The organism is Pseudomonas sp. GW821-FHT02A08 (genome assembly GCF_059422045.1).
Window position 1 is genome coordinate 288,736 of record NZ_JBWKWD010000002.1, and the last position, 11,640, is coordinate 300,375.

13 protein-coding genes are annotated in these 11,640 nt (G+C 58.7%); 7 read left to right on the forward strand and 6 right to left on the reverse strand.

The genetic code is table 11. The features are described 5' to 3' along the window. Positions 1-29: 29 nt before the first annotated feature. On the reverse strand, positions 30-413 hold the full coding sequence (locus tag AC07W4_RS03250; RefSeq protein WP_007975192.1) for a hypothetical protein: 384 nt from the start codon (positions 411-413) through the stop codon (positions 30-32). A 352-nt stretch (positions 414-765) separates the two neighbouring features. On the opposite strand from AC07W4_RS03250, the gene AC07W4_RS03255 reads away from it, so the two are divergent. Both AC07W4_RS03255 and AC07W4_RS03260 read left to right on the forward strand, forming a co-directional pair. Then, on the forward strand, positions 766-2,115 hold the full coding sequence (locus tag AC07W4_RS03255; RefSeq protein WP_495031464.1) for a DUF6861 domain-containing protein: 1,350 nt from the start codon (positions 766-768) through the stop codon (positions 2,113-2,115). 11 nt (positions 2,116-2,126) lie between these two features. Continuing rightward, entirely contained in the window at positions 2,127-2,744 is a 618-nt protein-coding gene (locus AC07W4_RS03260) for a GAD-like domain-containing protein (RefSeq protein WP_495031465.1), read from the forward strand. Between the two features lie 121 nt (positions 2,745-2,865). Here AC07W4_RS03260 and AC07W4_RS03265 read toward each other — a convergent pair whose 3' ends face one another. From AC07W4_RS03265 to AC07W4_RS03275, 3 genes are all read right to left on the reverse strand, one after another. Next, on the reverse strand, positions 2,866-3,141 hold the full coding sequence (locus AC07W4_RS03265; protein WP_003195589.1) for an HU family DNA-binding protein: 276 nt from the start codon (positions 3,139-3,141) through the stop codon (positions 2,866-2,868). Between the two features lie 194 nt (positions 3,142-3,335). Beyond that, entirely contained in the window at positions 3,336-4,484 is a 1,149-nt protein-coding gene (locus AC07W4_RS03270) for an NAD(P)/FAD-dependent oxidoreductase (protein WP_495031466.1), read from the reverse strand. A gap of 18 nt (positions 4,485-4,502) precedes the next feature. Then, the gene (locus AC07W4_RS03275) at positions 4,503-4,673 is read right to left on the reverse strand and encodes a rubredoxin (RefSeq protein ID WP_007995385.1); all 171 of its coding nucleotides are present in this window, start codon (positions 4,671-4,673) and stop codon (positions 4,503-4,505) included. Between the two features lie 199 nt (positions 4,674-4,872). Between AC07W4_RS03275 and AC07W4_RS03280 the strand changes: the two genes are divergently transcribed. Next, positions 4,873-5,436: a chorismate--pyruvate lyase family protein gene (locus AC07W4_RS03280; protein WP_495031467.1), complete on the forward strand. Its 564-nt coding sequence runs from the start codon at positions 4,873-4,875 to the stop codon at positions 5,434-5,436. Next, a complete protein-coding gene (ubiA, locus tag AC07W4_RS03285; protein WP_495031468.1) occupies positions 5,436-6,326 on the forward strand; it encodes a 4-hydroxybenzoate octaprenyltransferase in 891 nt (296 codons plus the stop codon). Before AC07W4_RS03280 ends, ubiA begins: the two co-directional genes overlap by 1 nt. A 61-nt stretch (positions 6,327-6,387) precedes the next feature. Here ubiA and AC07W4_RS03290 read toward each other — a convergent pair whose 3' ends face one another. Beyond that, positions 6,388-6,771 carry a COG4315 family predicted lipoprotein gene (locus AC07W4_RS03290; RefSeq protein ID WP_495031469.1) on the reverse strand — a complete coding sequence of 128 codons (384 nt, stop codon included), beginning with the start codon at positions 6,769-6,771 and terminating at the stop codon, positions 6,388-6,390. A gap of 154 nt (positions 6,772-6,925) precedes the next feature. On the opposite strand from AC07W4_RS03290, the gene phoB reads away from it, so the two are divergent. From phoB to AC07W4_RS03305, 3 genes are all read left to right on the forward strand, one after another. Then, the gene (gene phoB / locus AC07W4_RS03295) at positions 6,926-7,615 is read left to right on the forward strand and encodes a phosphate regulon transcriptional regulator PhoB (protein ID WP_003229608.1); all 690 of its coding nucleotides are present in this window, start codon (positions 6,926-6,928) and stop codon (positions 7,613-7,615) included. An 80-nt stretch (positions 7,616-7,695) separates the two neighbouring features. After that, positions 7,696-8,982 (forward strand): phosphate regulon sensor histidine kinase PhoR, encoded by a 1,287-nt coding sequence (phoR, locus tag AC07W4_RS03300; RefSeq protein ID WP_238538744.1) that lies wholly within the window; start codon positions 7,696-7,698, stop codon positions 8,980-8,982. Positions 8,983-9,106: 124 nt separating this feature from the next. Then, a complete protein-coding gene (locus AC07W4_RS03305; protein ID WP_493725602.1) occupies positions 9,107-10,447 on the forward strand; it encodes a hemolysin family protein in 1,341 nt (446 codons plus the stop codon). 114 nt (positions 10,448-10,561) lie between these two features. On the opposite strand, the gene AC07W4_RS03310 is transcribed toward AC07W4_RS03305, so the two are convergent. Then, positions 10,562-11,458 (reverse strand): peptidoglycan DD-metalloendopeptidase family protein, encoded by an 897-nt coding sequence (locus AC07W4_RS03310; RefSeq protein WP_008045521.1) that lies wholly within the window; start codon positions 11,456-11,458, stop codon positions 10,562-10,564. Positions 11,459-11,640 lie beyond the last annotated feature (182 nt).

The window sequence follows — 11,640 nt, forward strand, 5'->3', positions numbered from 1 at the left end:
TGAATATCACTCGGTCTACCTTAAAGACCTCAAGCCTTGGGCTTGGCCTTCTTCGGCTTCAAATACTTGGTCAACCCCTGGAACCAGATCACCAGCGCCGGGTTGCCCTTGATCTGAATCGACTTGTCCTGAATCCCGGTCATGAACGCCAATTGCTTGTTCTTCGCCTGCATCGTGGCAAAGCCATACGCGGCGTCTTTGAAGGCAATCGCAAACGCAGGCTCGGCATGCACACCCGATTGGCTGGTGATGCGCTGGTCCTTCACACGGAATTGCCGCGCCACTTTCCCGTCCAGGGTCTGCAGCTGGAACACCAGGTCCTTGTCACCCAACTGCTGCTGAAACGCCGGATTGGTCCGGCTGGCCTTACCCATCAACAAACCCAGCATCCACAGCAGAAAACGAAATTTCATGCGCACAGCCTCAAGAGAAAAATGAACGGCCGGGGCAGTGTAGCGACTTACAAACAGAACGCCACCATCGAGTTACGTTAGAAGAAGATCATCTACATTTTCAGCATGATGACTACCAAGTCACGATCATTTACCCTCAAGGTCATGCATCCACGCACAGATTCAGGTACAAGATTGACGCACGTCTTTGCTAAACCAACGATGCAACAATATGTAATAGAGGAAGTTTCTGACTCGAGCGAGTGACGCTTCCTATATCAACACTTCCAACAGATTGTTAGCGTATTTCAACAAGGAACGCCGGGATTATCAGCCCACCAACGGGGGCGAACTGTCAGGGAGACACACTCGAATGTTTTTATGGCACATGGTGCCCACGTGGCAAGAAATCGAAAACCGTATAACCCATGAAATGGGTTATCAGGGAGGAGCCAGCTATCGCACGCAGTTCAACGAACGCGCGCCCTCCCTCTCTCTCAATATCCGTCGTATCAACAGCGTCAGGTCTGCGTTCAACCGCGCCGAATGGGAGGCAGATCGCTTACTGAGGCAACGCTTCTCTGACCTCGATATCTCCAGCATCCTCAAAGAACTGATCGAAGTCGTCGCTCAAATGGCAATGATCGTCGCGGGCAGTACCTTGACCGGCGGGGCGATCGGAGCAGGTATCGGCGCTTTTGTTGGAGGCGCCGGTGCCATTCCCTTGGGTGCTGCCGGCGCTGCGATGGGGATGCAAGTCAGCACCTGGATACTGGGAATGCTCGGTCTGTCGTCCATCACTGAGTTTTTCGCCGAGGGTTTGCCGCGCATTGGCGAGTATTACCTGCAAGGCATCGCCATCGCATGGGAAGGCGCACGCGGCGAGAGGGGGTTGAATCCGTTCAGCCAGGACGATCCTTTTGCCGAAGACAGGGCCGCCCATCACATCGCACTGGGGCATGTGGAGGTTGTCGTCCTGCTGCTGGGCGCAATCGTTGCTTACATCACCCGTGGTCGAGGCAATGCAAACGTCCTTGCCCAGGAAATGCGAGCAAGCCCCAAAGGGGCACGGCTGGGCGAATGGATGCTCAAGCATGAAGATGCACTGAAAAAACGACCAGACCTGCAACCCGCAGGGCCGCGCAGAGGTGCACTCAGCCCGCAGGAGCCTGCGCCGCCAGCAAATCGCCCACCCGGAAAAGACAAGGACTCGCCCCGTGACAAACCGAACGCCATGCCGCTTCATAAAGTCGAATGCTTCAAAGCGGACAAGATGCCGGCGTCTAAAATCGGAGAGTTCGAGCGGCAGTTGAAGGGGCAAGAGGACGGGCTGAATCGGCTGACGGTTGATGAATATCTGGAGAATATTGCCAATCCGGTGAAGCGTAGTCGGGAGGCGGCTAGGCAGGCCCGAAAGAACTTACAAGCCAAATTGCAAACACGATTTCAAAGGGAGTATTCGAAAACGATGAGCCCCGGAATTGCGAAAGCAGAGAGCCTGAAAAAAGCCAAGGAAACGATGTCAAACCTTGCAGGACTGCATAATCCAGATTTGAGTGCAGGCGGTAAAGACATCATCGCGGATTTCGGGGATCGACAAGTCAACTCCAGCATTGGCCCTCAATGGGGACCAAAAATAACTAATTTGAAAAAGGCCGCTGAGACAGTGCCAGCGACTTTACGCGGTGACACATATCTCAATGTCAGACTTCATAAATGTTAAGGAGAAACGTAATGGATGAAGTATTTTCAATTTTTCTGGATACGTTTGGCGGTCCCATTGATCGACAGGAAGTACCAGCGTCTAGTATCGAACGCTATAGAGGCAAGCTACCCAATCAGCTACTGGAATACTGGGCCGAACACGGTTGGTGCGGTTACGGTGAGGGGATTTTTTGGATCGTTAATCCACAAGAGTACGAGGGGGTAGTGGCCTCCTGGATTGGAGGGACGAAATTTGAAGAGCGAGATGCTTACCACCTTATTGCTCGTAGCGCCTTCGGTGATTTGTACCTATGGGGTGAAAAAACGGGAGCCTCTCTTAAAATAACCAGTGTGCTTTCTCGATGTGATGTCGATGACTTCGAAATCACAAACGATGAACTGGATAGAGAACTACAAAATTTTCTTTTATCTACAGAGGTGGAATACAACGATTATGGCGACCTGTTCAAACCCGCAAAGAAAAAGCTCGGCACCCTGCGTCACGACGAAATGTACGGCTTTGTTCCAGCGCTGATGTTCGGCGGCCCCGACACCCTCGATCATCTAGAGAAGGTGAAGGCTGTGGAGCATCTGATCCTGCTGTCTCAGATCACCGAGCTTCAGCCCTACAGTTTTTCAGACCTATAAGCCAGATTTCAGGGGACGGATTTCAACAAGCTCTGTTAACCCCACAAAAAATGGGCACCCAACCCTGGTTGGCGTGCCCATTTTTTATTCCACCCCCCGCTACGCGAGAGGCGAAAACGGCTTACGGATTGACGCTGTCTTTCAACGACTTGCCTGGCTTGAACGCAACGGTGTTGCTGGCCTTGATTTTGACGGGTTCACCGGTTTGCGGGTTTTTGCCGGTGCGGGCACCGCGATGGCGTTGCAGGAAGGTGCCGAAGCCCACCAGCGTCACGCTGTCTTTGCGGTGCAGGGCACCGGTGATTTCTTCAAGAACGGCGTTGAGAACGCGGTTGGCTTGTTCTTTGGTGAGGTCTGCTTTTTCAGCAATGGCTGCGGCGAGGTCTGGTTTACGCATGTGAGTGAAGCCCCTTTGACGGTTTGTTGTTGTTATGTCCGTGCTGCCCTCTGCGGAGCAGCGCCAAAAGCGCCGCAGATGCTCTACTCTGCGGCAGACGGGAGTGAGGATGGCACGCAGTGAGGCCCCGCGCCAGTATCGGCGCGGCCATTGTTAGGGCAAAAGGGGGGTGATTCCGACAGAACGACCGGTATTTATGCCAACAGGGCTGGAAGCTCTTTGTTCAGGGCCAGTTTTTCCATCACGGCGGCACCGGTGAGGGCATAACCGAGCAGTTTGCCTGCGGCATCGTGGCATAAAACCTTGATGTCGGCGCCCTGCCCTTCGACGGTCCAGATGCCTTCTGCATCCCGTGGCGGCGGGGACACCACCAGCGGGCACACCGGTGTTTTGACGGTGATCGGCATCGGGCCATAGGTGACGGCGGTCGGGTTGCCGGCCAGGGTTTGCGCCAGCGCTCGCGCACAGCTCATCAAGGGCATCACGTACAGCAGATTCAGCCCATCGACCTCGGCACAATCGCCCAGGGCGTAGATGTTGGCGTGGGAGGTCTTCAGGTGCCGGTCGACCATGATGCCGCGGTTGACCTGCAAACCGGCCGCTGCCGCCAGGTCGACGCGCGGGCGCAGGCCAATGGCCGAGACCACCACGTCGCACGGGATCACCTGGCCATCGGACAGGTGAGCTTCCAGGCCGTCCGCCACGCGTTGCAGGCGATTGAGCACCGGCCCGAGGTGGAAACGTGCGCCGAGGCTTTCCAGGCCAGCCTGCACCGCAGCGGCGGCCGCCGGGTGCAGCAGGGTCGGCATGACTTGTTCACACGGCGCAACCAGCTGCACTTCGTAGCCACCCAGGGTCAGGTCGTTGGCGAACTCACAGCCGATCAGACCGGCGCCGAGCAGCAGCACGCGCCGCTTGCCGGCAGCCGCTGCACGGAAGCGTGCGTAATCTTCCAGGTCGTTGATCGGGAATACGCAGTCCGCCGCGTCGCCTTCAATGGGCACGCGCACGGTTTCGGCGCCCCAGGCCAGGATCAGGTCGCGGTAGATCACCGCTTCTTCACCGATCCACAGGCGCTTGTGGCCCGGGTCGATGCCACTGATGCGCGTGTGGGTGCGTATTTCAGCCTTGAGCTGTTCAGCCATGGCGCCGGGTTCGGCCATGCTCAGGCCGTCGGCATCCTTGTTTTTGCCGAAGCCGGTGGAGAGCATCGGCTTGGAGTAGGAGCGCCCGTCATCGGCGGTAATCAGCAGCAGCGGGGTTTCGCTATCGAGTTTGCGAAACTCGCGGGCCACGTTGTAGCCCGCCAGGCCGGTGCCAATGATGACGACTGGTGCGTTCATTCCTTACTCCTCAATTATTCAGGCAGCGATTTCGATCATTTCAAAATCCATCTTGCCCACACCGCAGTCCGGGCACAGCCAGTCTGCCGGGACGTCTTCCCAACGGGTGCCCGGCGCAATGCCGTCATCCGGCCAACCGTCGGCTTCGTTGTAGATCAGGCCGCAGACGATACATTGCCACTTTTTCATCAGGTACTTCCTCAGGGTTCAGGCGTTTTGCCGGCCGGACGGTCGATGGTTGTAGCACTGCCGTCCGACTCAGCGCGTTTTGTACTGATCGGGGCCGCCGGATGCAAGCCTGTTCGGCGCAACGGCAGGCCAATTCAATCGATATCGGTGGCTGACATGTTAAGCTCGCCGCCTCATTTGCTGCCAATAATGACTCATTGTGCAACACACAGAATCCCCCTCTCCAGCTCCTCTCTGGCTCTCGCGCAGCGAACTGGCGCCCCTCCCCGATGCCTCCACCCTCGACTGGCTGTTCGATGAAGGCTCGCTGACCAGACGTTTGATTCATCTGTCGAATGACGCCTTCAGCGTCTCGCCGATGTTCGAAGGCTGGCAGCCCCTGCGCGCCGACGAGTGCGCAGCGCTGGACCTGGCCGAAGGCAGTGAGGGCTGGGTGCGCGAGGTGTATTTGCGCGGTCATGGCCAGGCGTGGGTGTTTGCGCGCAGCGTGGCGTCACGCAGTGCCTTGCAAGGCGACGGCCTGCACATGGACGAACTGGGTAGCCGCTCGCTGGGCGAATTGCTGTTTTGCGATCAGGCTTTCCAGCGCCGGGCCATCGAGGTTTGCCATTATCCGCAAGCGTGGCTGCCCGCCGAGGTGCAATCGCCTGGGCTATGGGGCCGCCGTTCGCGCTTCGATCGCGGCGCGCTGAGCGTGCTGGTGGCCGAAATTTTCCTGCCTTCCCTGTGGGACGCCGCCTGCGCCCAATCGGAGAACCGTTGATGTACCAAAGCCTGCTCAAGTCCTTGAACCGGTTGAACCCCCGGGCCTGGGACTTCATTCAGCTGACCCGTATGGACAAGCCGATCGGCATTTACCTGCTGCTGTGGCCAACACTGTGGGCACTATGGATTGCCGGCAAGGGCTCGCCGTCCCTGGCCAATATCGTAATTTTCGTCCTCGGCGTAGTGCTGACCCGCGCCGGCGGCTGCGTGATCAATGACTGGGCAGACCGCAAGGTCGATGGTCATGTGAAGCGTACCGAGCAGCGGCCGCTTGTGAGCGGCAAGATCAGTTCCAAAGAGGCGCTGGTGTTCTTCGCATTGCTGATGGGCGTGAGTTTCCTGCTGGTGCTGTGCACCAATGCCGCGACCATCTGGCTGTCGTTGGGCGGCCTGGCGCTGGCGTTCAGTTACCCGTTCATGAAGCGCTACACCTATTACCCGCAAGTGGTGCTGGGCGCCGCATTTTCGTGGGGGATGCCGATGGCGTTCACCGCCGAAACCGGTGAATTGCCGGCCGTCGCGTGGTTGCTGTGGATCGCCAACCTGATGTGGACAGTGGGTTACGACACGTACTACGCGATGACCGACCGAGATGACGACCTGAAGATCGGCGTGAAATCCACGGCAATCCTGTTCGGCGACGCGGACCGGGCGATCATCCTGACCTTGCAAGGGCTGGCGTTGGGCTGCCTGCTGCTGGCGGGTTCGAAGTTCGACCTTGGCGGCTGGTTCCACCTCGGATTACTGGCGGCGGCGGGCTGCTTTGCGTGGGAGTTCTGGTACACCCGCGACAAGGACCGCATGCGTTGCTTCAAGGCGTTTTTGCACAATCACTGGGCGGGTTTGGCGATTTTCGTCGGGATTGTGCTGGACTACGCGTTGCGTTGAGCGTTGAAAAGATCGCAGCCCTGGGCAGCTCATACCCAAAGGCTGCGATCTTTTTGCGTTGTTACATATGCTCGCGAACGACATGCCAGACGTCTTTTTTCTTGTCTCCCGTCATGTCTCCGGGTTTTTTGTCGTCCTCATAGTAGTACAGCGGCTTGCCGCCATAGGCCCATTGCATTGTGCCATCGTCACGCTTGACGACTGTCCATTTACCTTCGGCCTTGGCACCCGCCGGCGCCATCATTGGCGGCCAGTATTTGGCGCAGTCGCCGTTACACATCGACTTGCCGCCCGCGTCCTTGTCGAAGGTGTATAGGGTCATCCCTTTGTGGTCAGTCATCATGCCGTCTTTCATCATGCCCGGTTCGGCGGCGAAGGCCATCGAAGGCAATGCCAGGGCAGCGGCCAGCAGCAGGGCCTTGAGGGATTGCGAGTGTAGAGTCATATGAAACCTTCCTTTTGTGGTTGTCAGGATTCGGACTTAAAGCTTAGCCCAGGATCCAGCCAATCGCCGACCGACTAAAATACTGTCACACGACTGCAATAATTCCGTTATCTAATGCGGCGCAAGACAGTTAAATGACAAGAGGATTAAGGGCATGGTTGGCAGGAGCATTCTGATCGTCGACGACGAAGCGCCTATTCGCGAAATGATCGCCGTTGCGTTGGAAATGGCCGGCTATGACTGCCTGGAGGCTGAAAACTCCCAGCAGGCCCACGCCATTATCGTCGACCGCAAACCGGACCTGATCCTGCTCGACTGGATGCTGCCCGGCACTTCCGGCATCGAACTGGCCCGTCGTCTCAAGCGTGATGAACTGACCGGAGACATCCCGATCATCATGCTCACCGCCAAGGGTGAAGAGGACAACAAGATCCAGGGCCTGGAAGTCGGCGCCGACGACTACATCACCAAGCCGTTTTCCCCCCGTGAGCTAGTAGCGCGCCTGAAGGCCGTGCTGCGCCGTGCCGGTCCGACCGATGGCGAAGCACCGATCGAAGTCGGCGGCCTGCTGCTGGACCCGATCAGCCACCGCGTGACCATCGACGGCCGTCCCGCCGAGATGGGCCCGACCGAATACCGCCTGCTGCAATTTTTCATGACCCACCAGGAGCGCGCCTACACTCGTGGCCAGTTGCTGGATCAGGTCTGGGGCGGCAACGTCTACGTCGAAGAGCGTACCGTTGACGTGCACATTAGACGCCTGCGCAAAGCCCTCGGCGATGCTTACGAAAATCTGGTACAAACCGTGCGCGGCACCGGTTACCGCTTTTCTACCAAAGCCTGACCCGGACCTTCACCGCCCGACAAGCTGACAAGGACGCGCGTCAAGTGAACCAAAACTGGCATGGCACCCTGATTCGCCACATGCTGCTGCTGGTCACCGCCTGCCTGGTGATCGGCCTGATCACCGGCTATTACGGCTGGAGCCTCGCCGCAGGCCTGGGTCTTTACCTGGCCTGGACTCTCAAGCAATTGCTGCGTCTGCACGAGTGGCTACGCCTGCACAAACCCGATGAAGCGCCACCCGACGGCTACGGCCTGTGGGGCGAGGTGTTCGACAGCATCTACCACCTGCAACGCCGCGACCAACGGGTACGCGGGCGTTTGCAGGCGGTGATCGACCGGGTTCAGGAATCCACTGCCGCGCTGAAAGACGCGGTGATCATGCTCGACACCGACGGCAACCTGGAATGGTGGAACCGCGCCGCCGAAACCCTGCTGGGTCTCAAGACACCACAGGACAGCGGCCAACCGGTGACCAACCTGGTGCGCCACCCGCGCTTCAAGGAATACTTCGAACAAGACAGCTACGCCGAGCCACTGGAAATCCCCTCGCCCACCAACGACCGTGTGCGCATCCAGCTGTACATCACCCGTTACGGCAACAACGAACACTTGATGCTGGTGCGCGATGTGACGCGCATCCATCAGCTTGAGCAAATGCGCAAAGACTTCATCGCCAACGTTTCCCATGAACTGCGCACACCGTTGACGGTGATCTGCGGTTACCTGGAAACCTTGCTCGACAACGTCGACGAGGTGAACCCGCGCTGGGGCCGTGCCCTGCAGCAGATGCAGCAACAAGGCGGACGCATGCAGACCCTGCTCAACGACCTGCTGTTGCTGGCCAAGCTGGAAGCCACCGATTATCCGTCGGACAACCAGCCGGTGCCGATCGACGGCTTGCTGCAATCGATCAAGAGCGACGCGCAGCAGTTGTCCGGCCAGAAAAACCAGAAAATCACCCTGGAAGCAGACCCGACGATTCTGCTCAAGGGCAGTGAAGCGGAGTTGCGCAGCGCGTTTTCCAACCTGGTGTTCAACGCGGTGAAATACACCCCGGCCGAAGGCAACATTCGCATTCGCTGGTGGGGCGATGACCAGGGGGCGCACTTGAGCGTGCAGGATTCCGGGATCGGCATCGATAACAAACACCTGCCGCGCCTGACCGAACGCTTCTACCGCGTCGACTCCAGCCGCAACTCCAACACCGGGGGCACCGGCCTCGGGCTGGCGATCGTCAAACACGTTCTGTTACGACATCGGGCACGGATGGAAATCAGCAGTGTACCGGGCCACGGCAGCACCTTTACCTGCCACTTTGCCCCGGCCCAGGTCACCAAATCACGGGTTATCAGCACCGCTGACTGATACCGGTCAGCACGCGCCACTAGGCAACCGCCAAGTCAGCCGCTACATTGGCTGACTTGCGCCTGCCTTTCAGGCGCGGTTTTTTACTTCCCTCTCGAATAAACGGAACCCGCAAAACTCCATCATGGACCCTTCCCCTGGCTTGACCCTCGCTACAATTTTCGCCGACTTCGGCATGATTCTTTTTGCTCTGATCCTGGTTTTGCTCAACGGATTTTTCGTTGCGGCGGAATTTGCCATGGTCAAATTGCGCTCGACCCGGGTCGAGGCCATCGCCGACAAAAACGGCTGGCGCGGGCACATCCTGCGCACCGTGCACAGTCAGCTCGATGCTTACCTGTCGGCCTGCCAATTGGGTATCACCCTCGCCTCCCTGGGCCTGGGCTGGGTCGGTGAACCCGCGTTTGCCCACATTCTTGAGCCGGTGTTGAGCGCGGTCGGCGTTCAATCGGCCGAAGTGGTCAAGGGCATCTCGTTCTTCACCGCCTTCTTCATCATTTCGTACCTGCACATCGTGGTCGGCGAACTGGCCCCCAAATCCTGGGCGATCCGCAAACCCGAGTTGCTGTCGCTGTGGACCGCCGTGCCGCTGTACCTGTTCTACTGGGCCATGTACCCGGCCATCTACCTGCTCAACGCCAGCGCCAACACCATCCTGCGCATTGCGGGGCAAGGTGAGCCCGGCCCGCATCACGAACACCATTACAGCCGTGAAGAACTGAAGCTGATCCTGCACTCCAGCCGTGGCCAGGACCCGAGCGACCAAGGCATGCGCGTGCTGGCTTCGGCGGTGGAAATGGGTGAACTGGAAGTGGTCGACTGGGCCAACTCCCGCGAAGACCTGGTGACCCTGGAGTTCAACGCGCCGCTCAAGCAGATCCTGGCGATGTTCCGTCGCCACAAGTTCAGCCGCTACCCGGTTTATGACAGCGAACGCCAGGAGTTCGTCGGCCTGCTGCACATCAAGGATCTACTGCTGGAACTGGCGGCGCTGGATCACATTCCCGAGTCGTTCAACCTGGCCGAACTGACCCGCCCGCTGGAGCGCGTGTCGCGGCACATGCCGCTGTCGCAGTTGCTGGAGCAGTTCCGCAAGGGCGGCTCGCACTTCGCAGTGGTCGAAGAGGCCGACGGCAACATCATCGGCTACCTGACCATGGAAGACGTGCTGGAAGTGCTGGTGGGCGATATCCAGGACGAACACCGCAAGGCCGAACGCGGGATCCTCGCGTATCAGCCGGGCAAGCTGCTGGTGCGGGGCGATACGCCGCTGTTCAAGGTTGAACGACTGCTGGGCATCGATCTGGACCATGTCGAAGCCGAAACCCTCGCCGGGCTGGTCTACGAGAGCCTCAAGCGTGTTCCGGAAGAGGAAGAAGTACTGGAAGTCGAAGGCCTGCGGATCATCATCAAGAAGATGAAAGGGCCGAAGATTGTCCTGGCCAAGGTGTTGATGCTGGACTGATCGAGATATCCGGATTCTAGTCGATACCATCGCGAGCAAGCTCGCTCCCACACTGGAATGCATTTCAACTGTGGGAGCGGGCTTGCCCGCGATGGCGTCAGACCAGACAACGCATCACTGCTTGCCCAACGCAAAGTTGGGCAGCGCGCTGACCGGCTGGTTGAACTGGTATGGAATCGATACCAGCCCCAGCCCTGTATTGCGCTGCACCACGAAGTGCAAATGCGGCCCGGTACTGTTGCCGGTGTTGCCTGACAGCGCCAAGGCGCTGCCCACCTGTACCCGCTGACCTTCCCGAACGCTGACCGAGCCTTTCTTCAGGTGCAGGTAAACACCCATGGTCCCGTCATCGTGCAGCACCCGCACGAAATTGCCGGATGCGTCGGTACCGCGCCCGCTTTGCCTGTTCTCGGTTTTCACCACCACCCCGCCTCGCGCGGCAATGATCGGCGTACCCTCAGGCATTGCGATGTCTATGGCGTAACGGCTCTTGGGCCCGAAGTGACTGTAGGGGCCGTTGGCACCCTGACTGATCCGGAACGGTCCGCCACGCCAGGGCAACGGGTACCGATAGCCCACCGTAGGCCCTGAGGGATCGCCCAGGGAGTATTTGAACTTCGGGACGTACGCGAGTGGCCTTCCACCTTTAGCCGCCTTGAACTGCGCCAGCCGAACGCTGCTGCGAAGCGGTATCACGCGCCGAATCGTACCACCCGGCACACCGCTGGCGTTCTTCACCCCGGCAAAACTCAATTCGACTTCTACCGGCGCATACAGGTCATTGCGCACGTACACGCTGTGCACGCCGTTCTTCTTCATGATGACGAGGCGCACCTGACGCTCGAGGTGCTCGACCATGCCATCGCGAAAAACGAACACATGGGCGCCTTTGCTGGGGCGGTCGCTGTAGGAAACCACGCCATAGGCATCTTTGGATTTGTAGATGGTCATGGCCACGGTCGAGGTGGCGACCATGAACAGGCCACATAACAGCAGCAGGCGCGTGAACATGAGCAAGGATTCTGTCGAGTGAGATCTGGGATTGAGCCTAGCAGCTGCAATGGACCCGGGTAGTCGGCAGATGTTTCAGAAAAGGTGTTCAGCAGATGTGCGGTAACAGTGATGACCCCTTCGCGAGCAAGTCGAGTCGTCGCACCGCCGCTCCCACATTGGAATGCATTCCAATGTGGGAG

Bases quoted from the DNA above. Each gene is read 5' to 3' on its own strand.
- AC07W4_RS03250 (WP_007975192.1), bottom strand. From the start codon at position 413: ATGAAATTTCGTTTTCTGCTGTGGATGCTGGGTTTGTTGATGGGTAAG.
- AC07W4_RS03255 (WP_495031464.1), top strand. From the start codon at position 766: ATGTTTTTATGGCACATGGTGCCCACGTGGCAAGAAATCGAAAACCGT.
- AC07W4_RS03260 (WP_495031465.1), top strand. From the start codon at position 2,127: ATGGATGAAGTATTTTCAATTTTTCTGGATACGTTTGGCGGTCCCATT.
- AC07W4_RS03265 (WP_003195589.1), bottom strand. From the start codon at position 3,141: ATGCGTAAACCAGACCTCGCCGCAGCCATTGCTGAAAAAGCAGACCTC.
- AC07W4_RS03270 (WP_495031466.1), bottom strand. From the start codon at position 4,484: ATGAACGCACCAGTCGTCATCATTGGCACCGGCCTGGCGGGCTACAAC.
- AC07W4_RS03275 (WP_007995385.1), bottom strand. From the start codon at position 4,673: ATGAAAAAGTGGCAATGTATCGTCTGCGGCCTGATCTACAACGAAGCC.
- ubiA (WP_495031468.1), top strand. From the start codon at position 5,436: ATGTACCAAAGCCTGCTCAAGTCCTTGAACCGGTTGAACCCCCGGGCC.
- AC07W4_RS03290 (WP_495031469.1), bottom strand. From the start codon at position 6,771: ATGACTCTACACTCGCAATCCCTCAAGGCCCTGCTGCTGGCCGCTGCC.
- phoB (WP_003229608.1), top strand. From the start codon at position 6,926: ATGGTTGGCAGGAGCATTCTGATCGTCGACGACGAAGCGCCTATTCGC.
- phoR (WP_238538744.1), top strand. From the start codon at position 7,696: ATGCTGCTGCTGGTCACCGCCTGCCTGGTGATCGGCCTGATCACCGGC.
- AC07W4_RS03305 (WP_493725602.1), top strand. From the start codon at position 9,107: ATGGACCCTTCCCCTGGCTTGACCCTCGCTACAATTTTCGCCGACTTC.
- AC07W4_RS03310 (WP_008045521.1), bottom strand. From the start codon at position 11,458: ATGTTCACGCGCCTGCTGCTGTTATGTGGCCTGTTCATGGTCGCCACC.